Source organism: Kitasatospora sp. NPDC101447, from assembly GCF_044767225.1.
Lineage (GTDB): Bacteria > Actinomycetota > Actinomycetes > Streptomycetales > Streptomycetaceae > Kitasatospora.
In genome coordinates this window covers 119,855-143,593 of the sequence record NZ_JBIWNL010000006.1, presented here as the reverse complement: position 1 = coordinate 143,593, position 23,739 = coordinate 119,855, and the positions used below count along the sequence as shown (strand labels likewise).

The following is a 23,739-nucleotide window of genomic DNA, read 5'->3' as shown; positions in this document are numbered from 1 at the left end:
CCGCCGCAGTGGCCGTGCGGGACGATGGTCACATGAGATGCGCGCAGTTCCGTACCGCTCTGTCCGCCCGCCTCGACGGCGAACCGAGCGGTCTCCCGGAGGCCCGGCTGGACAAGCACGTCGCGCGCTGCACCGGTTGTCGGGAGTGGCTGGAGCGGGCGGAGCGGCTGGGCGGCCACGTCCGGGCGGCCGCCGCCGTCGGGCCGTCGCCGGAGTGGTCGGTCCGCCTGCCGGCGGGGCCGGAGGGGTTCGAGTCGAAGGGCGCCGGTCCGGCCGAGGGGGCGGACGGCCGCGCTCCGGAGGGCCCGCAGGCCGCGGAGCGGTAGGACGGTGGCGCCGGCCGCAGCCGGCGCGTCGTCGTGGTCAGACATGGAAGGGTCCCGAGGGGAAGGCTGGAACGGCACCGCTCAGGGCGGCACCGTCGGCGTCCATGGGCCGTGCGCGCGGCACCCCACATCTCCCGGGGAAACCGGGGAGCGGCGGCGGGCGGCGCGGGCCCGAACCCCGGCGTCACGGCGGCGGAAGGCGCGGCCGTACGGCGGGGCGACCTGCCCGTCGCGGGGCCCCGGCGGCCGGATGAAACCGGGGGAGGCCGGGGGATGCGGCGGCGGGCGCGTCAGCAGGCGAGGGCGAACGCCGGCGGCCCGCGCCGGACCACGGCATGCGTGAGCAGCACCGACCGGGGCGGCCGGGCCGTGTCCGGGACGGGCCGGGGCGGTGCCGGGGCCCGGTAGCCGAACGGCCGGGCGAAGAGCGCCAGCAGGGGGAGCAACAAGGCTCCCGCGACGACGGCGCCGAGCGAACCGAGCAGCTCGAAGAGCCGGACCAACGCCGCGTCACCGCGCCAGAGCAGCAGTGCACAGGCCAGGGCGGCCAGCACGTGGGCGACGGCCATCCCCGGCGACATGGCGTGGGACATTCCGTGCGCCATCCCGTGGGAGGTGCCGGGGGGCAGGCCGCCCGTCGTGGCGTCGGGCATCCCGCCGGGCATCGGGTGGGACATGCCGGGCATCCCGGCCGTCCCGGGCAGGCCCAGGTCCATGGCCGCCCCGTCGGCGGAGGCTCCTGCGCCCGCGGCCCCGTGCTGCATCCCGTGCATTCCGTGCATCCCGGCCGTCGGGCGCAGTCCGCCGGTGGACGGCGGGACGTCCGGGTCGATGCCCGCCATCCGCGCCAGCTCGACCGGTGACAGCCCGTCGGGCACCCGGTCCGGGTTGCACAGCAGCAGGGCGGCCCAGTCCGTGGTGGCGAGCCGGCCGAGGCCGCCGCCGCTGCCTCGGCCGAGGACCCCGGCTTGTTCGAACAGCTGGTGCAGCGCGATCTGCGCGGCGACCATCCAGACGCTGATCACAGCGAGCCCGCGGCGCTTCCCGGCGAGCAGCCAGGTCAAGCCCAGGATCGCCCCGAACGCACCGGCCAGCACGGTCGGCGAGACACCGGCCCCGGCCATGGCGACGTGCGCGGTGGCGGCCATTGCCACGCACAGCGCGGCGAAGACCACGGCGCGCAGCAGGCGGATCCGGTCGGTCATCACGATGGCACTCATCGTCGCACCCACCCCGCCCGGTGCGCACCGCACCCTCCGGTCATGGCCGGTTCCGCCCCGTGAGACCATGCCCGGCCGCTCGCCCGGTGACCGGCCAGGCGACAGGCCGGGCGGCCCGCGCGGAGGTCCGCCCGGCTGCCGTCCCGCTCGCTGCACCGACCCGAACAACCGCTCGTACGACCATCCGCACGGTTTGACAAGTGGTCACCGCATGCTCACTAGATGTCACGATCCGGTGCGTTCCGTGCGGGCGTGTCGGAGCGATGCCGTCCAGAAGCAGGGAGGTCCGGCCGTGGAGACCCCGACGCAGGCCGCCGAGCCCATCGCCGACCGTGCCGAGCCGGCCGACCGCCCCGGTGCGCCGGCCGACAGCCCCGGTGCGCAGGCCGAGCAGGCCGGGATCCCCAGGACCGCCGGCGCGCCCGGGATCCCCGACCTCGCCGACCCCGGCTTCTGGCGGCTGCCCACGCCCGCCCGCGCCGCCGCCTTCGCCGAGCTGCGCCGCCTCCCGGGCCCGCTGTTCTTCGGCGACCGCGCCACCGGCAAGGGCTTCCACGCCCTGGTCCGCCACGCCGACGTGGTCGAGGCCAGCCGAACCCCGGCCGTCTTCCTCAGCGGCCCCGGCGTGACCACCCCCGCCCCCGCCCGCTGGGTCCGGCTGCTGTTCGGCGACTCGATGGTCAATCTGGACGACCCGCGCCACGCCCAGTTGCGCCGGATCGTCTCGCGGGCGTTCACCCCGCGGCTGCTCGGCCGGGTCGAGGACGACGTGCAGCGGATCAGCGTCGCCCTGGTCGACCGGGTCGAGCGGGACCGGCCGGAGGACTTCGTGTCCGCGGTCGCCGCCGAACTCCCGTTCCAGGTGATCTGCACCATGATGGGCATCCCCGAGCAGCCGCGCCGCGCCATCCTCGACCTGGTCAACCGCACCTCGGCGGAGATCGGGGTGGCCCGCACGCTGCGCCACCGGCTGCGGGCGCCCGGGCGCGGGCTGCGGGCGCTCGCCCGGATGCAGGCCATCGTCGCCGGGATCGGTCGGGAGCGGCGCCGCCGGCCGGCCGAGGACCTGATCTCCGCGCTGGTCACCGCCGACGTGGACGGCCGTCGGCTCACCGGCCGCGAGCTCGGCGCCTTCTTCACCCTGCTGCTGGTCGCCGGGGTCGAGACCACCCGCAACGCGCTCGCCCACGGTCTGCACCTCCTGACCGTCCACCCCGAGCAGCGCGCCCTGCTGCTGTCCGACCTCGACGGGCGGCTCGGCGGGGCGGTGGACGAGATGGTCCGTCACGCCACGCCGATCATCCAGTTCCACCGGACCGTCGCCGTCGACCACGAGCTCGGCGGCCCGGGCGGCACGCTGCTGCGCGCGGGGGAGAAGGTCGCGCTGTTCTACGGGTCGGCCAACCGCGACGAGGCGGTCTTCCCCGATCCGGACGCCTTCGACATCACCCGCACGCCCAACGCCCACCTCGGCTACGGCGGTGGAGGCCCGCACTACTGCCTCGGCGCGCACCTGGCCCGGCAGGAGATGACGGCGCTGTTCCGGGAGCTGTTCACCCGTCTGCCCGACGCGCGTTCGGTCGGCGAGCCGGAGCTCGTCCCGTCCAGCTTCGACCACCGGGTCCGCTCGCTGCGCTTCACCTGCTGAACGTCCCCCCGGCGGTCCTCGGGGCTGCGACGCCCACGCGTCCACGCGCCCACGCGCCCACGCGCCCAGGCGCCCACGCGCCCCGGCACCGCGGCGCCGGGCACCGTTACCCGCCCGGCTCCCACCGCTACCCGCCCGGCTCCCACACCGCGTGGTCGTGCGCGAACAGCACCCGGCGCGGACGGTGCTCCGCCACCCGGTCGAGCCAGGCCCGGTAGCCGGGCAGCGGTGCCGCCACGCCCTCGCGCGCCGCCCGCCGGGCGAGCAGTGCCTGCCCGTACTCGGAGGCGAAGTCGTACGCCTGCCCGGCGAGCAGGACCGGGCCGCCGCCCGGGCGTTCGACCAGCAGGGACTGGTGGCCCGTGGTGTGGCCGGGGGTGGGCAGCACCCGGACGCCGGGCCAGATCTCCGCCTCGCCGTCGAGCTCCCGGTAGTCGGCGCCGGGGAAGTCGACCAGTGCGTCGATGGTGTAGCCGCCGCGCCGGGCGGTGGCCAGCTCACTCGCCTGGACCAGGACGGTCGTGCCGGCCAGTAGCGGGTTCCCGCCGCAGTGGTCGAAGTGCAGGTGGCAGTTGACCACCAGGTCGATGTCGGCGACGGAGACCCCGGCCGTGGCGAGGGCCTCGGGCAGCGGGCGGCGGACCGGGCGGTAGTGCGCCTCGGTCTCCGGGTCGCAGCCGCCGATCCCGGTGTCGAACAGGAGCAGCCCCTCCGGGTGCCGGACGAGGTACGCCAGCACCGGCTCCACCCGCGGCTCCGGGCCGCCCACCTCGGAGGCCGGTCGGACGAAGTACCCCAGGTCGAGGCGCCGGATCACGTGCACGTCATTCCCCCATGTCGCGGTGCGTCGCTCTGCCCGGGTACCGGCGGCCCCCGGACGGGCGGCTCCCGTTCGTCCCCCGGTCGGCCTCCCGTCGGCCCGCGTTCGCACCCTACCCGCCGCTCACCCGCCCGCCACCCGCCGACCGGCGGGCCGGTCCGCGCCCCCGGTGCCCGGGCGCCGGACCCGGCGGCGCTGCGCGCCGCACGCCGGTTGCCGAGGTTCCGGCGCGGCCACCGACGGTCGTGACTGGCGTCACGGCGAGCGACCAAGAAGGGGAGCACAATGCCGACATGACCGATCATCCGCTGCCCGCAGGAACCGTCGGACCCGCCGGACCGGGCGGGGGTGAGCCCGCCGACCGCCCCACCGCCGACGCCTGGGCGGCCCTCGGCGGCCCGGCCGACCTGCTGTCACGGGTGAGCTTCCACGGCCCGGACGGCGTCCTGCCCTCCCGACTGCCGGTGCGGCGCCTCGCCCGGGCCACCGTGGCCGTCTGCTCGCTCGCCGCCGCCGAGCTGGCCGCGCTGCGCAGCGGTGGTCCGGTTCCGGCCGTCCGGGTGGACCAGGGCGCGGTGGCCACGGCCTTCGTCAGCGAGCGGCACCTGACGGTCGACGGCCGCACGCCCGTCAGCTTCGCCCCGCACTCCGGCTTCTGGCGCACCGCCGACGGCTGGGTCCGGACCCACGCCAACTACCCGCACCACCGGACCCGTCTGCTGTCGGCCCTCGGCCTCGCCGCGGACGCCGGGCCCGATCGACTGGCGGAGGTGCTCGCCGGTCTGCCGGCCGAGCAGGTCCAGGAGCGTGCGTACGCGGCGGGGGCGCTGGCGGTCGCGGTCGCGCCGGTGAGCGAGACCGTGCACCCCCTGGTGGAGCACCGGGAAGTCGCTGCCCCCGGCGCCGTCGCGGGCGTCGCCGTCGGTACCACCGGCAGCGTCGGTACCGCCGGCACCGCAGGCTCTGCCGGCGCCGCCTCCGCCCGTCCGCTCGGCGCGGCCCCGGTGGACCGGCCCGCCGCCGGGCTCCGGGTCCTCGACCTCACCCGGGTGATCGCCGGACCGGTCGCCACCCGCACCCTCGCCCTGCTCGGCGCCGACGTCCTGCGCATCGACTCGCCCCGGCTGCCCGAGGCCGAGGACGCGCACGCCGACACCGGCTTCGGCAAGCGCTCGGCCCGCCTCGACCTCGCCGATCCCGCCGATCGGGCCGTCTTCGAGGACTTGCTCGCCACCGCCGACGTCGTGGTCAGCGCCTACCGACCCGGCGCCCTCGACGCCCACGGCCTGGCCCCCGACGCACTGTTCGCCCGGCGCCCCGACCTGATCGTCGTCCAACTCTGCGCCTGGGGCTGGACCGGCCCGTGGGCCGGGCGGCGCGGCTTCGACAGCCTGGTCCAGGCCGGTGTCGGCATCGCCGCCCACGAGGCCGCCGCCGACGGCCACCCCGGCGTCCTGCCCGCCCAGGCACTCGACCACGGCACCGGCTACCTCATCGCCGCCGCCGTCCTGCGCGCCCTCTCCGACCGGCACACCGGCCGCCCCGGAGGCCGACACCTGCGCCTCTCCCTCGCCGGCACGGCGTCCTGGCTGCTGCACGGCATCGAACGGGAGGTCCCGTCGGAGGTCCCGTCGGAGACCCCGGGTGAGGCCCCGTCCGAGCCGTACGACCCGTCGGGGTGGCTCGCCGAGACCGACTCCGCGTACGGGAAGCTGCGCCACGCCCTGCCGCCGATCGGCTACGAGGGCGCGCCCGCCGACTGGTCGCGCCCGCCCGGGCGTTGGGGGACGGACGCTCCGGTCTGGCTCTGAGCCGGGGGCGGGCGGGGGCGGCCCCCGGCGAGCCCGGGACCGAGGACCCGGCCCCGGTGGTGTCGGTGAGGTCCGGCATCATCGGGGCATGACCGCCGCACACGCCACCGACTACACCTGGTTCGAGCAGCGCTACCCCGTCCTGGGCGAGGCCCACTGCCTCACCCACGTCCAGGGGATCCCCGCCGACGAACTGCTGCGCCGCTTCGACGCCCTGCCCGGTCGCGAGGTCTCCGGCCTGGACGCGGTGATCGAGGCCTGGGAGACGTTCGATGACGGCGAGGACGAGGACGCCGCGGCCCTGCTCGGCGAGGACGACGACCAGCTGCTCGTCGCCGTCACCGAACTGGACGGCTGGGCCCTCGCAGTCGAGCCGTACGGGTACCTCGGCAGCCTCCACGACCTCGTCCCCGGGCTCTCCGACGGCACCCGGCTGGTCTCGCACTACCGCAACGTCAACGCCGCGGACAGCTTCCACTGGTGGGAGCACGGCAGCTGCCGCCTCCACTTCGAACCGCTCTTCGCCGACCAGCGGCACGGCTCGGACGCCGCTGCCTCCGGCATCCCCGAGCTGCTGACGGCCTGCGGCTTCGACCTCGGCGGTGAGCGGTACGATCTGCACACCGAGGCCGCGTTCGCCCTGGCCGAGCGGCTGACCGACGTCCGGCTCGATCCGGAACGGCTGGAGGCCGCCACCTTCCGGCTCGGTTACGCCCCGCGCCCGTAACGGCGCCTGGGGGCGGCCCCGGCCGGAAGCGGCAGCCCCTGCGATCCGCCGGTCGGAGGTCCGTGGGTTCAGACCCCGGACGGGATGTGCTTGGCGCGGCCGCGCATCTGGATCGCCGTCACGATCTCGATGAGGCCCAGGATCAGCAGCCAGCATCCGGCCAGGACGGTCAGCGCCTTGATCGACCCGACCGGCCAGACCATCAGCAGGACGCCGGCCAGCGTGTTGGCCACGCCCGCGAAGGCCTGCCAGCCGCGGGCCGGCATCTGCGGGTCGGAGATCGCGGCGGCCAGCTGCGTGATGCCGCGGAAGAGCCAGCCGATCCCGATCCAGAGCGCGAGCAGCAGCAGCGACTCCGCCGCGCTGCGGAAGCAGAGCAGCCCCAGCATCACGCAGATCGCGCCGCTGATGAAGGCCAGCACCCGCAGCGCGGTGGCGGCGTGGGTGCCGAACGCGGCGACCAGCTGCACGATGCCGATGACCAGCAGGTAGAGGCCGAACAGCACGCCCACCACCCTCAGGGTCTCTTCGGGCCAGGCGAAGACCACGATCCCGAGGGCGAGCGAGACGAGCCCGGCGACGAGCAGGACCTGCCAAGCGGCCTTGGCGAGCATGCCGAGCGGGCCCTGGACCGGGGAACCGTCGGGGGTGATGATCGGAGAGACCACGGTGGTGTAACTCCTCGGGCGGGGGTAGAGGACGAGCCCCAGCCTCTGCGCGCCGCCGCCCCGCCGCGCGCCGGATTCGGCCGTTCAGGGCTGTCGGATAAGGCCGTTCGGGGGATCCGCCGCGGCCACCGGAATGACATCGTCCGGACACTTGCCGTCGATATCATCCGGCGGTATGACTTCTGAAGGGTGGGGGACCCCTCCGGTCGAGCCGATCAGCCAGCACTACATCGTCTGCGGGGGCAACGCGCTGGCGCACCGACTGATCCTGGAGCTCGTCGAGCACTACGAGGTCCCGGTCGTCGTCCTGGTCGCCGACCGGACCCGCGACCACGCGCCACGGATCGAGCAACTCGACGGCGTCGCCGCGGTCGTGGAGTACACCAGCATCACCGACGAGGCCCTGCGGGCGGTGTCCATCGGCACCGCCCGCGGACTCGCCCTGGTGGAGGGCAGCGACCAGGAGAACATCCACGCCGCGCTCAGCGCCCAGAACCACAACCCGGACATCCGCATCGTGTTCCGGATGTTCAACCAGCGGCTCGGCGAGAACATCGAACGGCTGCTCAGGAACGGCGCCGCGCTCTCCGGATCGGCCACCGCCGCCCCGGCCTTCGCCGCCGCCGCGCTCGGGCGGCCCAACTCGGTCGAGATCGAAGGACGTTACCTGCACATCGCCTTCGACGACGCCATCACCTCCGACCGGATCTGCGTGGTCGCCGACCAGATCGACCGGCAGGACCTCAGCAGGATCAGGCTGCTGCCCGCGCAGCAGGGCGACTCGGCCGAATTCGTCCGACTCGCGAGCGAGTTCGGCGACGACGGGCCGATCCGCCCCGGCGGGGTACGGCGCGAACCGGTGCCCGAGGCCGGCCCCGGGCCGGAGGAGGAACCGGGCGGCACCGCCGCGTTGCAGGTGCTGCCGATCGAGCCCCGGGAGCCGATCGACTGGCGGCGTCGGTTGCGCTGGCGGCTGCTCGACACCATGCGCTTCTTCACCAGCGCCCGGATGCGGCTGGTGCTGCTCACCGCGCTGGCCGCCGTGCTGATGTCCTTCGGTGTGCTCTGGTACCTCAACCGGGACTTCGGCTGGACCGTCTACGTCTCGCTGCTCGACCTGGCCGGTGCGGCCCAACCCGACCAGCTCGCCGACATCGCCGCCGGGACGGGCACCGGAGGGCTCTGGCAGCGGGTCGCGCAGGTGGTGATCACCATCTGCGGGATCACCTTCGCGCCGGTCGCCACCGCCATCGCGGTCGAGGTGCTCGGCTCCGGACGGCGCGGTCAGCCGCGCAACCCCGGGGCGGGCACCCGGGACCACGTGATCGTCGTCGGGCTGGGCAACGTCGGCACCCGGGTCGCGACCCAGCTGCACGACCTGGGCGTGCCGGTGGTCTGCATGGAACGGGACCCGCAGGCGCGTGGGGTCGCCGCCGTCCGGGCGCTCGGGATCCCGGTGGTGATGGGCGACGGCCCGTTCGAGGAACAGCTGCGCCGGGCCCGGCTGAAGCACAGCCGGGCGCTGGTGGCGGTCAGCGGCGACGACGCCACCAACCTGGAAGCGGCGCTGGAGGCGCGGCACGGCAATCCCGAAGTCCGGGTGGTGGTGCGGCTGTTCGACGACGACTTCGCCGGGCACTTCTACAAGACGCTGGACAACGCGGCCTCGCGGTCGGTCTCCTACCTGGCCGCGCCGGCCTTCGCGGCGGCGCTGATGGGGCGCGAGGTGCGCGGGACGCTCTCGGTGTTCCGGCACGCGCTGCTGATCGCCGAGCTGACGGTGGAGGACGGCAGCGGGCTGATCGGCCTGAACCGGCACGACCTGGAGGACCCGGGCGGCGTCCGGGTGATCGCCGTCCGCTTCGCCCGCGGCGCGCAGCTGCAGTGGGGCCTCCCCGACCGCACCCGGCAGCTCGCGCCCGGCGACCGCATCGTGGTCGCCGCCACCCGTAGCGGGCTCGCCCGGCTGAACACGGTGGCGCTGGAGGAGTGACTGCGCGGAACGGGTGGTGACGGGTGGGACGGGCAGAGGCGGGTGTGCCGGGTGATGGGAGACGGTCGACAGACTTCAGCTGACAGATTTCATCATCTGAAATCTGTCAGCTGTCGTCCGTCGGTCGTCGTTCGTCCGCCGCCGGTCAGCGGTCAGCGGTCGGTCAGCGGTTGGTGAAGGACGGCGGGCGCTTCTCGGCGAAGGCCGACATGCCCTCCTTCTGGTCCGCCGTGGCGAAGGCCGCGTGGAAGAGCCGGCGCTCGAAGCGGACGCCCTCGGCGAGGGTGGTCTCGAACGCCCGGTTGACGCTCTCCTTCATCATGACCGCCGCCGGAGCGGACATCGCCGCGACGGTCTCGGCGGTGGCCAGGGCCTCGGCCAGCAGCTGGTCGGCGGGGACGATCCGGGAGACCAGGCCGGCCCGCTCGGCCTCCTCGGCGCCCATCATCCGGCCGGTCAGGCACAGCTCCATCGCCTTGGCCTTGCCGACCGCCCGGGTGAGCCGCTGCGAGCCGCCGATGCCGGGGATGACGCCGAGCTTGATCTCCGGCTGCCCGAACTTCGCGGTGTCCGCGGCCAGCAGGATGTCGCACAGCATCGCCAGCTCGCAGCCGCCGCCCAGCGCGAACCCGGCCACCGCCGCGACGACCGGCTTGCGCAGCGCACCGAGCCGGTCCCACGGACCCAGCCAGTCGTCCAGGTAGACGTCCGGGAACCGGTTGCCCTGCATCTCCTTGATGTCGGCGCCGGCCGCGAAGGCCTTCTCCGAGCCGGTGATCACCAGACAGCCGATCTCCGGGTCCCGGTCGAAGGCGGTGGCGGCCGCGACCACCTCGTTCATCAGCTGGGTGTTCAGCGCGTTGAGCGCCTTGGGCCGGTTGAGCGTGATCAGCCCCACCCGGCCCTTGCGCTCGACCAGGATCGTCTCGTAGGTCTCGGTCTCGGTCATCGCCGTCGACTCCCATGTCTGCTGCTCGGCGCCGCGCGGGCGCGCCCTGACCACCCAACGATCTACGACGTGCCCTGTTCCGCGCCAGTCTTGACATGCGAGACGCCGGTCACGGGGCCGGGAGACGGCCCGGAGGGGTCAGGCCAGGCCCAGCTCGTCGCCGTCGCGCGGGGCGAGGAAGCGGGCGACGTCCGCGTCCGTCACCCCGGCGAGGGTGGCGGGCTCCCAGCGCGGGTTGCGGTCCTTGTCGACGACCTGGGCGCGGATGCCCTCGACCAGGTCGTGGCCGTCCAGCGCGGCGCAGGAGACGCGGTACTCCTGGTCGAGCACGGCCTCCAGGGAGGGGAGCGTACGGGCCCGGCGCAGCGCGGCCAGGGTGGCCTTGGCCGCCGTGGGGGAGTTCGCCAGCACCAGCCCGGCGGCCTCCTTCGCCTCCGCGACACCGGAGTTCAGCAGGCGCTCGACGATCTCCTCGACGGTGGCGGCCGCGTAGCAGGCGTCGATCCAGGCGCGTTGCCCGGTCAGGGCGGCGGGCGGTGCGGGCTCGGTGTGCGCGGTGACGACCGCCCTGACGGCGGCGGTGGCGGCGGCATCGGCGGTGGTGTCACCGGCCGTGGTGCCGCCGGCCGTGGCGTTCGCGGAGGCGCTGCGGGCGAGGGCGTCGAGCAGTTCCGGGATCCGGGCCGACGGCACGTAGTGGTCCGCGAACCCGCACAGCAGCGCGTCGCCGGGGCCCATCGAGGCCGAGGTCAGCCCGAGGTGGGTGCCCAACTCGCCCGGCGCGTGGGCGAGCAGGCGGCTGCCGCCGACGTCCGGGACGAGCCCGATCCGGGTCTCGGGCATCGCGACGGTGGAGCGCTCGGTGACGATCCGGATCGCGCCGTGGGCGGACAGGCCGACGCCACCGCCCATCGTGATGCCGTCCATCACGGCGACGTACGGCTTCGGGTACCGGGCGATCAGCGCGTTCAGCCGGTACTCGTCGCGGAAGAACGCCCGGGTGCCGGCTCCGCCCGCCTTGGCGTCGTCGTGCATCGCGCGGATGTCGGCGCCCGCGCAGAGGCCGCGTTCGCCCGCGCCGGTCAGCACCACGGCGCGCACCCGGTCGTCGGCGGCCCAGTCGTCCAGCGTCGCGCGCAGGGCACCGATCATGCCGTGGGTCAGCGAGTTGAGCGCCCGCGGACGGTTCAGCACGATCCGCCCGATCCCGCCCTCCAGGAATGCCTGGACCTCTGCCACCTCTGCGCTCATCGGGCCCGCTCCCGTCCCCTCGGTGATGGACTTCCGCCGCCCACCGTACCGGGGAGGCCGGGCCGTTGTGATCACCTGGCCGGAGATCGTTCCCGCCCGCTGCCGCCGGCGCGGTGCGGCACAGCGGATGACGGCAGGCGGCAGACCGCAGACGGATGACAGCTGACAGATTTCATCATCTGTCAGCTGTCATCCGTCAGCTGTCCGTCGCTACCCCCGCACCCGCCCGGTCACCTCGCCGAAGCCGACCACGGCCCCGTCCGGCCCGGGTGCGGTGGCGGCGATGGCGACCTCGTCGCCGTCCTCCAGGAACGTCCGGGTCGTGCCGTCCGGGAGCTTCAGCGGCTCCTCGCCGTTCCAGGTCAGCTCGATCAGCGCACCCCGGGTCTCCGGCTCCGGCCCGCTGACCGTCCCCGAGGCGAACAGGTCCCCGGTGCGCAGCGAGGCGCCGTTGACGGTCATGTGGGTCAGCTGCTGCTGCGCCGTCCAGTACATGGTGGCGAACGGCGGGCGGGAGACCGGGTGCCCGTTCAGCCGCACCTCCATCGCCAGGTCCAGGCCCCACGGCTCGCCGTGCCGGTCGTCCAGGTACGCGAGCGGCTCGACGTCGCGCTCCGGCGGCGTGACGCGGGCGTGCTGCAGGGCGTCCAGCGGGACGATCCACGGCGAGATCGAGGTGGCGAAGGACTTGCCGAGGAACGGGCCGAGCGGCACGTACTCCCAGGCCTGGATGTCGCGCGCCGACCAGTCGTTGAGCAGGCACACGCCGAACACGTGCTCGCGGAAGTCGGCCAGCGGGACGGGCTTGCCCAGTTCGGACGGCGTGCCGACGACGAAGCCGACCTCGGCCTCGATGTCCAGCCGGCGCGAGGGCCCGAAGCTCGGCGCCGGGTCGGCGGGCGCCTTGCGCTGCCCGTGCGGCCGCACCACCGGCGTGCCGGAGACCACGACCGTGCCCGCCCGCCCGTGGTAGCCGATCGGCAGGTGCTTCCAGTTGGGCGTGAGCGGCTCCGAGCCCGGGCGGAAGATCCGGCCCAGGTTGGTGGCGTGGTGCTCGGAGGCGTAGAAGTCGACGTAGTCGGCGACCTCGAACGGCAGGTGCAGTTCGACCTCGGCCACCGGCAGCAGGGCCGGCGACAGGGCCTCGCGGAAGGACTCGTCCGTGAGCCACGTGGTGAGGTCCGCCCGCACCCGGGTCCAGACCGGCCGCCCGGCCGCCATCAGCGGGTTGAGCGAGTCCGCGTCCAGCAGCGCGGAGGGCGCACCGGCCGCGCGGGCCGCCGCCCCGGCGTCCAGGACGAAGTCCCCGACGCGCACGCCGATCCGGCGCCGCCCGGGCTGGTCGGCGGCGGTGAAGACGCCGTACGGCAGGTTGTGCACGCCGAACGGCGAGTCCTGGGCGCTGGCGAGCCAGCTGCGGGGGGTGGTCAACGGTCCTCCTGGTGCGGTGGAGTGGGCGACGACAGCAGGCCGAGCGAGGCCAGGTCGCCCAGGGGCTCGGCGATGCTGCAGGTGCCGAACGCGGTGAACGAGTTGCGGATCACCGTAACCTGACGATCAGTCAGTGCACGCACCGCCTTGGCGAGGGCCTCGCCGTCGCGCTCCGCCAGCACCTCCGCGGCCGCGGCCCGGTCGGTCTCCTGCGCGGCCAGCAGCACGTTCAGGAAGCCGTGGTGCTCGAAGCCGGTCTCCGGGTCGGTGTGCCGGACGGCGTTGTGCAGTCCGGCGGTGCACTTGTAGGGGAGTCCGCGCTGCGCGCAGCCGGTGAGGAAGGCGGCCAGCTCCGCCTCGTCCGGGAACGCCTCGGCGACCAGCCCGCCGGTGCGGAACTTCGCCCGGTACGGGCTGTCCACCAGCACGTCCAGGACGGCGTCCAGGTCGTCCCCGCGCAGGAGTTCGCGCGGCAGCTCGACGGCGGCCGGGACGTCCGGCGGCAGCAGCCGGTCCAGCTCGGCGACCGCCTCGGCGGCGTCCCGGGTGGCCAGTTCGACACCGGCCAGGTCGAACGACGCGGCGGCGGCGAGCGCCCGGGCGAGCTCGGCGCTGCCCCCCGGCAGCACCAGCCCGACCCTGAGCCGCGAGTCGCCGCCCGCGCCCGCCGGACCGCCCGTGGCGGCCGGACCCGTCGCGCCCGCTGCGCCCGCCGGACCGCCCGCGGCAGCCACCGCCGCGGCCAACTCGCCCAGCCGGCCCGCCCCGCACAGGAGCGGGCCGACGGCCTCGGCGTACCAGGCCGCGCGGTGGACGCGGTGTGCGGGCACGGCCTCGGCGACCGGCAGGTTCCCCGGTGGGAACACCGCCGCGTCGTCGAAGAGTCCGTGGAACAGCTCGGGGATGACACCCCCCGACGGCAGTCCGCTCATCGTCCGGGCCCCCGACCGGCCCAGGTCCAGGCGTAGTTGGCGTCCTCGCTGGCCCGCCCGCCCTCGCCGAGCTCCAGCGGGCGGAAGGTGTCCACCATGACGGCGAGCTCGTCGAAGAACTCCGCGCCGATGCTGCGCTCGTACGCGCCCGGCTGCGGCCCGTGGGTGTGCCCGCCGGGGTGCAGCGAGATGGAGCCCTGGGCGATGCCCGAGCCCTTGCGCGCCGCGTAGTCGCCGCCGCAGTAGAACATGACCTCGTCGCTGTCCACGTTGGCGTGGTAGTAGGGCACCGGGATCGACAGCGGGTGGTAGTCCACCTTGCGCGGGACGAAGTTGCAGATCACGAAGTTGTTGCCCTCGAACACCTGGTGGGCCGGCGGCGGCTGGTGGATCCGGCCGGTGATCGGTTCGAAGTCGCTGATGTTGAAGGCGTACGGGTAGAGGCAGCCGTCCCAGCCGACCACGTCGAAGGGGTGGTGCGGCACGGTGTAGCGGGTGCCCGCGATCCCGTTCGGGCCGCGGTGCTTGACCAGCACGTCGACATCCCCGGGCGCGTCGACGACCAGCGGGCCGACCGGCCCGCGGAAGTCCCGCTCGCAGTACGGCGCGTGCTCCAGCAGCTGCCCGTACTTGGACAGGTACCGCTTCACCGGGGTGATGTGGCTGTTCGCCTCGATGCAGTACGCGCGCAGCGGCTCGTCGCCGGTCGGCACCCAGCGGTGGGTGGTGGCGCGCGGGATGATCACGTAGTCGCCCTGGCCGACCTCGATCGAGCCGAACACCGTCTCGACCGTGCCCGCGCCGGACTCCACGTACACGCACTCGTCGCCGAGCCCGTTGCGGTACAGCTCGCTGGGGGCCCCGGCGGCGACGTACGAGATCCGCACGTCGCCGTTGCCGAGGACCAGCCGACGGCTGCCGACGACGTCCGCGGACTTCCACTCCTGGCCCGCGAACAGCTCGTGCAGCTTGAGGTGACGGGGGAGCAGCGGGTGGTTGGGCACCGTGGACTGGTCCGGCAGCTCCCAGGGCACCGCGTTGACCACGGCCGAGGGGATGCCCCGGTGGTAGAGCAGCGAGGAGTCCGAGGAGAACCCCTCTTCGCCCATCAACTCCTCGTAGTACAGCCCGCCTTCGGGGGTGCGGTGCTGAGTGTGCCGCTTGGGCGGGATGCTGCCCAGCTGCCGGTAGTACGCCATCTCCGTGGTCCTCCTCGACCGTCCGTCAGAGCTCTCCGACGCTCACAGGTTGCCGCGTCGGTCCTGCTCGCGCTCGATCGACTCGAAGAGCGCCTTGAAGTTGCCCTTGCCGAAGCCCAGCGAACCGTGCCGCTCGATGAACTCGTAGAAGACGGTCGGGCGGTCGCCGATCGGCTTGGTGAAGATCTGCAGCAGGTAGCCGTCCTCGTCGCGGTCGACCAGGATGCCGCGCTTCTTCAGCTCCTCGATCGGCACGCGCACCTTGCCGATCCGCTCGCGCAGCTCCGGGTCGTCGTAGTAGGCGTCCGGGGTGTCGAGGAACTCGACGCCGCGCGAGCGCAGCACGTCCACGGTGGTGAGGATGTCGTTGGTGGCGAGCGCCATGTGCTGGCAGCCGGGGCCGGTGTAGAACTCCAGGTACTCGTCGATCTGGGACTTCTTCTTGGCGATGGCCGGCTCGTTGAGCGGGAACTTCACCCGGTGGTTGCCGCTGGCGACGACCTTGGACATCAGCGCGGAGTACTCGGTGGCGATGTCGTCGCCGACGAACTCGGCCATGTTCACGAAGCCCATGACGCGGTTGTAGAACGACACCCACTCGTCCATGCGGCCCAGCTCGACGTTGCCGACGGCGTGGTCGAGGGCCTGGAAGAGGCGCTTCGGCGAGCCCTCCGGGTGCTTGACCTTGCTCTGCGCGACGACGTAGCCCGGCAGGTACGGGCCGTGGTAGCGGGAGCGGTCGATCAGGGTGTGGCGGGTCTCGCCGTAGGTGGCGATGGCCGCGCGGCGCACGGTGCCGTTCTCGTCCGAGACGTCGTTCGGCTCCTCCAGGACGGTGGCGCCGGTCGCGCGGGCGTGCTCGATGCACTTGTCGACGTCCGGGACCTCCAGGGCGAGGTCGACGACGCCGTCGCCGTGGCGGCGGTGGTGGTCCAGCAGCGGGCTGTCCGGCTGGACGCCGCCCTTGATCACGAAGCGGCAGGAGCCGGAGCGGAGCACGTACGCCTTGCGGTCCCGGCGGCCGGTCTCCGGGCCGGAGTAGGCGACCAGCTCCATGCCGAACACGACCTGGTAGAACTGGGCCGTCTGGGTGGCGTTGCCGACCACGAAGACGACCGCGTCCTGGGCCGTCACCGGGAACGGGTCGGTGGCCTGGTCGTGCTCGACGAGGCCGACGAGGCGGCGCAGCTGGTCGGCGTCAAGACCGGCCTCGCGCTCCTCGGGGGTCAACTCAAGGGCGTGGGACTGCGTGGTCATCGCTCGTTCCTCCACTTCGGGCCTCGTCTTCGAGGCTTCCGCTGGATCGCGGCCGCACCGCGTACGGGTGGGCGGTGTGGTTGCGGAGAGCTTGCTCCTGTCGGGGTGGTTGGGCAACAGGTCGGTTTTTCACTGCTCAATGTGTACAAGCTGGTCAGGATTTCCCGCCTCGCACTGCGCAAAATGTGCTGCCGCTTCCCGGGGATACACGAAGTCTGCGCAATCACCGTCGAGGGGTCGTTCACGGGTTCCCGGCCCCGGGACCGCGCTCGGGGAGGTGGTGCAGGAACCAGTTCCGGGCCAGCTCAGCGACCTGGTCGAGGGTCCCGGGCTCCTCGAAGAGGTGAGTCGCGTGCGGCACCACCGACAGTTCACTCTCGCAGCGCAGCCGACTCCCGGCCCGCCGGTTGAGGTCGAGCACGGTGGTGTCCAGGGAGCCGACGACGAGCAGCGTCGGGGCGCTCACCCGGCCCAGGACCTCGGCCCCGGCGAGGTCCGGGCGACCGCCCCGGGAGACCACGGCGCGCACGGCCGGGCCCAGCTCGGCGGCGGTGTGCAGCGCGGCGGCGGCCCCGGTGCTGGCGCCGAACAGGCCGAGCGGCAGGCCGCGGGTCTCGGGCACGGTGGCGGACCCGGGCGGGGCGTCGCTCCCGGGCACGGTGCCGGACTCGGGCGGGGCGTCGCTCCGGGGGTTCAGCTGCCGGGCGACGGCGGTCAGGCGGGAGCCCAGCAGTCCCACGTCGAAGACGTTGCGGCGGTCCGCTTCCTCGGCCTCGGTGAGCAGGTCGAACAGCAACGTGGCCAGCCCGGCACGGTTCAGGTACTCGGCGACGTACCGGTTGCGCGGGCTGTGCCGGCCGCTGCCGCTGCCGTGCGCGAAGACCACGACGCCGCGTGCGTCCGGCGGTACGGTCAGGCGGCCTGCGAGCAGGACCCCGGCGGCGGGCAGGACCAGCTCGCGGTCGACCCCGGCGGAGGCCGCAGCCGGGCTCCCCGGATCCGACTCCCGCTCCCGTTCCTGCTCCCGGGCCCGTTCCTGCTCCCGGGTCCGGGCCTCGGAGAGCAGCCGTAGCACCTCCGCGTCCTCGGTCTGTGAGAAGTCGGCGTAGAACTCGCCGATCGCGAAGAACGGGGACGGCGTGTCGACGCAGACCAGCTCGTCGGCCACCTCCTCCAGGCGGTCCGTCCAGTCCCGGGGCGCCACCGGCACGGCGAGCACCACCCGGGCCGCGCCCCGCGCCCGGACGATCCGGCAGGCCGCCCGGGCGGTGGACCCGGTGGCGATGCCGTCGTCCACCACGACCACCGTGCGTCCGCGGACGTCCGCGCTCGGGCGGTCGCCCCGGTAGCGGCGGGCCCGGCGCTCCAGCTCGGCGCGCTCGCGCCGCTCCACCTCGGCCAGTTGACCGTCGGTGACCGAGGCGAGCCGGATGACCTGTTCGTTCAGCACCCGCACGCCGTCCTCGCCGATCGCCCCCATGCCCAGCTCGGGTTGGTAGGGCACACCGAGCTTGCGGATCACACAGATGTCCAGCGGCGCGTCGAGCGCCCGGGCCACCACGGCGGCGACCGGCACCCCGCCCCTCGGCAGCGCCACGACGACGGTCCCGGGGCCGCCCACGTGACCGAGGCGTGCGGCCAGCCGCCGGCCGGCGTCGGTGCGGTCGGCGAAGTGCGTGAAGTGGGCTCCGGTGACGTGCATGACACGGCCTCCGGTTCCACCGTACGTCGTTCCGGGCGGCACGCGCGGGTGCGGCCGCGGACGCGTGCGCCCCGGGCGGGACGGCGCGGACGGCAGTCGGCAGGTCGGGCCGGGCGCGCACCGGGAGGGGCCCGGCCGGGGCGGGAGCGGCCCGGGACGGGGCAGGAGCAGCCCGGGATCCGACCGGGATCGCGCCGGGCCGGGGCCGGGATCGGGCCGGGCGGGGGCCCGGATCGGGCCGGGATGCGGTCGGGAGCGGGACGGGACGCAACCCCCGTGTGGGCGGGACAGCGGGCGGCGCACCGTGGGTCGCAGAGGCGGACCGAAGGGTCCGCCGGTGACCGGAAGGAGCGCCCGACATGCCGGGCACCGTCATCACCGATCTCCGCCGACGCGGCGCCGTGGACCCCGGCCGCCTGCTCGCGGGACCGCTGCGCGGCGTCGGCCTGCAGCGGCTCGAACCGGGCCACAGCACCGAGGTGGCCGCCGACGGCGTCGAGCACGCGCTCTACGTCACCGCCGGATCCGGCCTCGCCGAACCGCCCGAGTACGCGGTACGGCGGGACGCCTCGCCGGAGGCCCACGACCCCGAGCGGTGCGACGCCGAGCCGTACGAACCCGAGCCGTGTGACGCCGAGCCGCGCGACGCCGAGCAGTACGAACCCGAGCCGCGCGACGCCGGCATCCCGCTCGTCGAGGGCACCGCCGTCGTCCTCCCGCTCGGCACCCGGACCGTCCTCACCGCCGGCACCGCCGGGATGGAGTACTTCCACGCCGTCCTGACCGTTCCCGCCGGCGTCCGCACCTCCACCAGCGGAGATGAACCCGCATGATCGTCACCACCGACACCGGCGCCGCCATGGTCGTCCTCGGCCCGAACGGCGAACGCGTCCGGATCCGCTCCCTGGCCCGCCGCTCGATGCTCACCAGTGCCTGCGAGGCCTTCGACCACCTGCGGCTGAGTCCGGGCGCCCACCACGTGCTGACCGGCCGGCCCGACGCCGAGACCGTCCTGCACGTGCTGCGCGGCGCCGCCGTCGTCGGCCGGCTCTCCGACGAGCCCGACCACCTGGCCTCGGAAGGCGATCTGCTGCTGGCCCGCCGGGGCCGCACGCTGCAGCTCGAAGCCGGTCCGCTCGGCGCCGAACTGCTCTGCCTCACCCTCGCCGTTCCCCGGCGCGGCGCCGGCACCGGGGCCGTTCCGGCCCGCCGCCGCGCCGCACGCCGTGACCGGCCCTGACCCTCCTGCCCGTCCCGGACCGTACGTCCTCCGTCCGAGGAGACCTCTCGTGATCGTCGTACCCGCCGCCGTCCCCCGCACGGCACCCGTCCTCCGGCGGCTGATCGACCCGGACCAGCGGCCCGCGGTCCGCGCCGGGCTGACCGTCGAGACCCTGCCGCCCGGCGTCCGGGTCGACCAACTCCCCTTCGAGACGGCCGAGTCGGTGACCGTGGTGCTCTCCGGCCGGCTGGAAGCGGCCGGCCGGATCCTCTCCCCGGGCGAGGCGATGCACCACCGGCCCGGCAGCAGTTGCCGACTCACCGCCGTCCGGGGCGCGCCGACCACCGTGCTCACCGTCCGTCCCACCCCGTCCCGGGGTGCCATCCCGGCCCAGCGCTCGGGCCCGGAGTCCGCCAAGGCCTGGCGGCAGGTCGACGTGGGCGTCGTGGACCTCGACCCCGGCGGCCTCTGCGGGCCGTACGAGGACCGTGCGGCCGACGCCTTCCTGCTGGTCCTGTCCGGGGCCGGTGCCTTCCTCGGCGAGCTCGGCGAGGTGCCCGTGCGCACCGGCGACCTGGTCTACGTCAGGGCGCACGAGCGCTACGGCCTGCGGGCCGGATCGCACGAACCGGTGACCGTCGTGCTGGGCCGGATCGGCGCCCCCGGCGCCGAGTCGGGACCGGAATGGGACATCAAGCCCATGCGCTCGGGGCGTGTTCGTCCGCAGAGTTGAACGTGATCGATCGACCACGACCGGTCACTCGGAAGAATCGGGAGTACCTCCTCATGGCAACCAACACCACGACCACGGCGATCTGCGCGGCCGGCGTGCTGGCAGGCCTGATCGCGGCGGCCATGGCGCTGCGCAGCGCGTGTTCCGCCTCCGCCTCCGCCTCGGCATCCCGTCGCCGTTCCGCCCTGTCTCCCGTCGTGACACCGAACGGCGGTGGTGGCATCGGCTGCAAGCTCGGCAACTGCGGAGTGCCGCCCACCCCGCCCGGACCGGACGCCTGACCCGGCTCGCTCTCGGGCGACTCGTCGGGGCTGGCATCCGACGGGCGGCGGCCGACGGACAACGAATAACAGATGACAGGGAACAGATGACAGACTTCGAAATCTGTCATCTGTTCTCTGTCGTCTGTTCTCTGTCATCTGTTCGGCGTTACCTGTTCCCGGTATGTCTGCACCTCCTCGCCCGCCCCCCGGCACCGCTCGCCCGGCACCGCCCAACACCGCCCGGCACCGCCCGTCACCGGTCCGCCGCCGCCGAGCGCGGCAGCACCGCCAGCACCTGGGTGCCCCCGTTCGGCGGAAGTGCGCGGACGGTGCAGTGCCCGCCGATCTCCGCCGCCCGGTCCGCCATCGACCGCAGGCCCACCCCGCTGCCGTCGGCCGGGGAGCCGCCGTCCGCCCGGTACCCCACCCCGTCGTCCTGCACGGTCAGCGTCAGCGCCTCCTCGTCCGCCCGCAGCGTGATCCGCGCGGTCCGCGCCCGGGCGTGCCGCAGCACGTTGTTCAGGGCCTCCGCCGTGATCCGGTACGCCGCGACCTCCACCGCCGCCGGAAGCTCCGGCAGCGGGTCCGGCGAGAGCTCCGCCGTCACGGTCAACCCGGCCCCGCCGAAGGTGTCCGCCAGCTGCCGGACCGCCCGGGTCAGCCCGAACTCGCCGAGCGGCGCCGGCCCGAGCCGGTCGGTGATCCGGCGGACCTCCTTGATCGTCAGGCCCAGGCCGTCGGAGACCCCGCGCAGCGTGTCCGCGAGCCCGTCGGCCGCCGAGGTGGCCGCGTTGTCCACCCGCAGCCGCAACCCGGCCAGCGCCGGACCGAGCCCGTCGTGGATGTCCCGCCGCAGCCACCGCCGCTCCTCCTCCCGCGCGGCGACGATCTGCTCCCGACTGGCCTGCAGGTCCTCCTGGAGCCGCAGCGAGGCGACGGCGGGCGAGGCCTGGTCGGCGAGCGAGCGCAGGATGTCGATGTCGCTGGCCTCCAGGCGTTCCTCGCCGGCGCGCAGTCCGACGGTCAACTCGCCGATCGGCAGCCCGTTGTGGACCAGTGCGAAGTCCTGGCTGCGCCCGTCCAGCCGTCCGGCGGTGGCCAGGGTGCGCCGCCCGGCCCGGGTGGTGACGGCGAGGGTGACCCCGGGAAGCCGCAGCTCCTCGGCGACCGTCGCGCACAGCGCCGCCGGCAGCCGCGCCGGGTCGACGACCTGGCGCACCCGGCCCGCGAGCGTCCGCAGCACCTGGTACGGCTGCGCGCGCTCGCCGTAGTACAGCCGGTCCACCAGGGCGACGACCCGCCGCGCCGCCCGGGGCAGGGCCGCGCCGAGCGCGTACACCAGGGCGATCAGCAGCAGCGCCGCCCCGCCGCGCCCCGGCAGCAGCCAGGTGGAGAGCACGGCGGCGGCCACCACGAACAGCCCGGTGACCCCGGTGCCCAGCAGCAGCCCGATGAGGACGCTGCGGGCCGCCCGGTCGAGCCGCCAGCCGTGGTCCCGGATGACCAGGACGGCCACCGCGACCGCCCAGACCAGTCCCGCGGCGGCGAACAGCGAGTAGCTGAGCCAGTAGTGCTCCTCGAAGTTCCGCGAATACAGGTCCTGCATGCCGGCCCAGAGCAGGTAGGCGCCGAGCATCGCCGCCACCCGCAGCCGGTGCCGACGCATCTCGCCCTCGTCGCCCGTCCGGCGGCGCGGACGCAGCAGACGGGTCAGCAGGACGACGGTCACGATCCCGATCAGGCATTCGCTGACCAGCAGGTCGCGTCCGCCGAGGGCGTCGGTCACGACGCCGAAGAAGTGCGCGGGCGGGTTGCCGGCCAGCGGGTTGGGCCGCCCGAACTGCATGGGGCGGTCGAGCCGTTGGGACATCTCCGGGACCACGAACAGCGCGACGGAGCCGATGTACCACCACCAGCGCCGGGTCGTCAGCCGGCCGTCGGGTAGCCAGAGCGGGAGCACGTAGAAGATCGTCACGTTCACCGAGCTGCAGAGCGCGGCGAAGGCGGCGACGGCGCCGACGATGCCCGGGTCGGCGATCTCGACCGAGACGGGTGCCGCCGCGGCGTCCGGCAGGATCTCGGTCAGCGCGTAGACGAGCAGCACCCAACCGAGCGGGTTGCCGGGGCGGTGGGCGTGCAGCAGCATGCCGGCCCCCGCGGTCGGGAGGGCGTAGATCAGGTTGCCGAGTTCGTCGCGCGGTTGGTGCACGCCCGGATCGCCGAGGTGGACGAGCACGTAGCAGATCCACACCGTCGAGGCGACGACGCAGAGCGCCGTGGCGAACGCGGCGGCGGTCAGCTGCCGTTGGGCCGGGGTACGGCGCCGGACGGAGGTCACCGTGGTCATGGCACCACCTCGCAGACGGGCTGGGCCGGTGGGGCGGACTCCGGTGGTGCGAACCCCCCCCCCGGCGGTGCGGATTCCCGGTCGGCGAGCCGGTCGGCGGCGCGAACCGAGCCAGGTTCCAGTCTCGACGGCCCGGTGTCCCGGGCGCCTGAGGCAGTGGTCTCGGATCCTGCCCCCGATCCTCGGTTCCGGTGCCGGATCGGTTCCCGCACCGCCCGCCACGCGGACGACTTCCGAGCATGTCACGGAAAGTAGCCGATTTGCTGCTGGTAGTGTCGGCCGTGTGGATGAAGAACAGCCGTTGGCACCCTCGGGCCCGGGCGGCGCACCGCCCGTCCGTGTACTGATCGTCGACGATCACCCCCTCTTCCGGGAGGGGCTCAAGGCGGCCCTGGAGAGCGCCGCGGGCGTCCTCGTGGTGGCCGAGGCCGAGCGGGTCGCCGACGTGCCGGAGGCGGTCTCCCGGCACCGTCCGAGCGTGGTGATCATGGACCTCTCGCTGCCCGACGGGTCCGGGCTGGAGGCCGTCCGCCGGCTCGCCACCCAGGAGGCACCGCCACCGGTGCTGATGCTGACGATGTCGGACGACGACGGCAACCTGCTCGCCGCGCTCCAGGCGGGCGCGCGCGGCTACCTGGTCAAGGGGGCCGGGCGGGAGGAGGTGCTGCACGCCGTGCGGACGGTCGCCGCGGGCGGTGCCGTGTTCGGCGGCGAGGTGGCCGGACGGATCACCGCCCTGCTGGCGGGGGCCCGGATGCGCGAGGCGGGGCAGCTCTTCCCGGACCTCACCGCCCGCGAGGCGGAGGTGCTGGACCTGGTGGCGCGCGGGCTCGACAACCGGCGGATCGCCCGGGAGCTGGTGGTCGCGGAGAAGACCGTGCGCAACCACATCACGCACATCTTCGAGAAGCTGCACGTCGCCACCCGCGCCGAGGCGGTCGCCCGGGCTCGCGACATGGGCCTCGGCGACGGCTGAGACGGCGACGACCGGGCGGCTGGCCGAGACGAGGCCCGAGACGAGGCCCGAGACGAGGCCCGGGGTGAGGCCCCGGGACGAGGCCTCGGGGCGGGCGCCGAGCCTCCCGGACGGGGCGACCCGCGGGGCGGACCCGCGGACGCCGAACCGGGGGGGGGGGGGGGGGGGGCCGGCGCCCCCCCGCGCGGGGGGGGCCCCCCCCCCCCCGCCGCACCCCCCCCACCCCCACCCCCACAGCCACGCCGGGGACGACCGGGGCCGCCC

21 protein-coding genes are annotated in these 23,739 nt (G+C 74.5%); 10 read left to right on the top strand and 11 right to left on the bottom strand.

Going from position 1 to position 23,739, the window contains the following annotated elements; all coding sequences use genetic code 11:
- Positions 1-32 precede the first annotated feature (32 nt).
- Entirely contained in the window at positions 33-326 is a 294-nt protein-coding gene (locus tag ACIRST_RS11565) for a zf-HC2 domain-containing protein (RefSeq protein WP_350519073.1), read from the top strand.
- Between the two features lie 290 nt (positions 327-616).
- Here the strand turns inward: ACIRST_RS11565 and ACIRST_RS11560 are convergent, their stop codons facing one another.
- Positions 617-1,546 carry a hypothetical protein gene (locus ACIRST_RS11560; RefSeq protein WP_402801860.1) on the bottom strand — a complete coding sequence of 310 codons (930 nt, stop codon included), beginning with the start codon at positions 1,544-1,546 and terminating at the stop codon, positions 617-619.
- A gap of 400 nt (positions 1,547-1,946) precedes the next feature.
- Between ACIRST_RS11560 and ACIRST_RS11555 the strand changes: the two genes are divergently transcribed.
- Entirely contained in the window at positions 1,947-3,194 is a 1,248-nt protein-coding gene (locus ACIRST_RS11555; protein ID WP_402802171.1) for a cytochrome P450, read from the top strand.
- A gap of 127 nt (positions 3,195-3,321) precedes the next feature.
- On the opposite strand, the gene ACIRST_RS11550 is transcribed toward ACIRST_RS11555, so the two are convergent.
- Positions 3,322-4,008: an N-acyl homoserine lactonase family protein gene (locus ACIRST_RS11550; protein WP_350519273.1), complete on the bottom strand. Its 687-nt coding sequence runs from the start codon at positions 4,006-4,008 to the stop codon at positions 3,322-3,324.
- A 299-nt stretch (positions 4,009-4,307) separates the two neighbouring features.
- Here ACIRST_RS11550 and ACIRST_RS11545 point away from each other — a divergent pair, with 299 nt between their 5' ends.
- Both ACIRST_RS11545 and ACIRST_RS11540 read left to right on the top strand, forming a co-directional pair.
- Positions 4,308-5,825 (top strand): CoA transferase, encoded by a 1,518-nt coding sequence (locus ACIRST_RS11545; protein WP_402801858.1) that lies wholly within the window; start codon positions 4,308-4,310, stop codon positions 5,823-5,825.
- A gap of 88 nt (positions 5,826-5,913) precedes the next feature.
- On the top strand, positions 5,914-6,552 hold the full coding sequence (locus ACIRST_RS11540) for a DUF6461 domain-containing protein (protein WP_402801856.1): 639 nt from the start codon (positions 5,914-5,916) through the stop codon (positions 6,550-6,552).
- A gap of 68 nt (positions 6,553-6,620) precedes the next feature.
- Here ACIRST_RS11540 and ACIRST_RS11535 read toward each other — a convergent pair whose 3' ends face one another.
- Positions 6,621-7,220, bottom strand: coding sequence for an HdeD family acid-resistance protein (locus ACIRST_RS11535; RefSeq protein ID WP_396547492.1), 600 nt, complete (start codon positions 7,218-7,220; stop codon positions 6,621-6,623).
- A 175-nt stretch (positions 7,221-7,395) separates the two neighbouring features.
- Between ACIRST_RS11535 and ACIRST_RS11530 the strand changes: the two genes are divergently transcribed.
- Positions 7,396-9,213 (top strand): NAD-binding protein, encoded by a 1,818-nt coding sequence (locus ACIRST_RS11530; RefSeq protein ID WP_350519068.1) that lies wholly within the window; start codon positions 7,396-7,398, stop codon positions 9,211-9,213.
- A 163-nt stretch (positions 9,214-9,376) separates the two neighbouring features.
- On the opposite strand, the gene ACIRST_RS11525 is transcribed toward ACIRST_RS11530, so the two are convergent.
- From ACIRST_RS11525 to ACIRST_RS11495, 7 genes are all read right to left on the bottom strand, one after another.
- Positions 9,377-10,162, bottom strand: coding sequence for an enoyl-CoA hydratase (locus ACIRST_RS11525; RefSeq protein ID WP_402801853.1), 786 nt, complete (start codon positions 10,160-10,162; stop codon positions 9,377-9,379).
- Positions 10,163-10,300: 138 nt separating this feature from the next.
- Positions 10,301-11,413 carry an enoyl-CoA hydratase/isomerase family protein gene (locus tag ACIRST_RS11520; protein WP_402801851.1) on the bottom strand — a complete coding sequence of 371 codons (1,113 nt, stop codon included), beginning with the start codon at positions 11,411-11,413 and terminating at the stop codon, positions 10,301-10,303.
- Positions 11,414-11,623: 210 nt separating this feature from the next.
- Positions 11,624-12,844 carry a fumarylacetoacetase gene (gene fahA, locus ACIRST_RS11515; RefSeq protein WP_402801849.1) on the bottom strand — a complete coding sequence of 407 codons (1,221 nt, stop codon included), beginning with the start codon at positions 12,842-12,844 and terminating at the stop codon, positions 11,624-11,626.
- On the bottom strand, positions 12,841-13,776 hold the full coding sequence (locus ACIRST_RS11510; RefSeq protein ID WP_350519064.1) for a hypothetical protein: 936 nt from the start codon (positions 13,774-13,776) through the stop codon (positions 12,841-12,843). The genes fahA and ACIRST_RS11510 overlap by 4 nt, the downstream gene beginning before the upstream one ends.
- On the bottom strand, positions 13,773-14,975 hold the full coding sequence (locus ACIRST_RS11505; RefSeq protein WP_350519063.1) for a cupin domain-containing protein: 1,203 nt from the start codon (positions 14,973-14,975) through the stop codon (positions 13,773-13,775). Before ACIRST_RS11505 ends, ACIRST_RS11510 begins: the two co-directional genes overlap by 4 nt.
- Positions 14,976-15,017: 42 nt before the next feature.
- A complete protein-coding gene (hppD, locus tag ACIRST_RS11500; RefSeq protein WP_350519062.1) occupies positions 15,018-16,232 on the bottom strand; it encodes a 4-hydroxyphenylpyruvate dioxygenase in 1,215 nt (404 codons plus the stop codon).
- A gap of 241 nt (positions 16,233-16,473) precedes the next feature.
- Complete coding sequence (locus tag ACIRST_RS11495; protein ID WP_402801845.1) at positions 16,474-17,934, bottom strand: phosphoribosyltransferase family protein; 1,461 nt, start codon at positions 17,932-17,934, stop codon at positions 16,474-16,476.
- 359 nt (positions 17,935-18,293) lie between these two features.
- Between ACIRST_RS11495 and ACIRST_RS11490 the strand changes: the two genes are divergently transcribed.
- The 4 genes from ACIRST_RS11490 to ACIRST_RS11475 are packed head-to-tail and all read left to right on the top strand — an operon-like array spanning position 18,294 to position 20,170.
- On the top strand, positions 18,294-18,767 hold the full coding sequence (locus ACIRST_RS11490) for a hypothetical protein (protein WP_350519060.1): 474 nt from the start codon (positions 18,294-18,296) through the stop codon (positions 18,765-18,767).
- On the top strand, positions 18,764-19,174 hold the full coding sequence (locus tag ACIRST_RS11485) for a hypothetical protein (RefSeq protein ID WP_396547508.1): 411 nt from the start codon (positions 18,764-18,766) through the stop codon (positions 19,172-19,174). The genes ACIRST_RS11490 and ACIRST_RS11485 overlap by 4 nt, the downstream gene beginning before the upstream one ends.
- Before the next feature lie 49 nt (positions 19,175-19,223).
- Complete coding sequence (locus ACIRST_RS11480) at positions 19,224-19,889, top strand: cupin domain-containing protein (RefSeq protein ID WP_402801842.1); 666 nt, start codon at positions 19,224-19,226, stop codon at positions 19,887-19,889.
- Between the two features lie 53 nt (positions 19,890-19,942).
- Complete coding sequence (locus ACIRST_RS11475) at positions 19,943-20,170, top strand: hypothetical protein (protein ID WP_350519057.1); 228 nt, start codon at positions 19,943-19,945, stop codon at positions 20,168-20,170.
- A gap of 235 nt (positions 20,171-20,405) precedes the next feature.
- Here the strand turns inward: ACIRST_RS11475 and ACIRST_RS11470 are convergent, their stop codons facing one another.
- Entirely contained in the window at positions 20,406-22,499 is a 2,094-nt protein-coding gene (locus ACIRST_RS11470; protein ID WP_402801839.1) for an ATP-binding protein, read from the bottom strand.
- Between the two features lie 283 nt (positions 22,500-22,782).
- Here ACIRST_RS11470 and ACIRST_RS11465 point away from each other — a divergent pair, with 283 nt between their 5' ends.
- Positions 22,783-23,475: a response regulator gene (locus tag ACIRST_RS11465; RefSeq protein ID WP_402801837.1), complete on the top strand. Its 693-nt coding sequence runs from the start codon at positions 22,783-22,785 to the stop codon at positions 23,473-23,475.
- Positions 23,476-23,739: the final 264 nt, after the last annotated feature.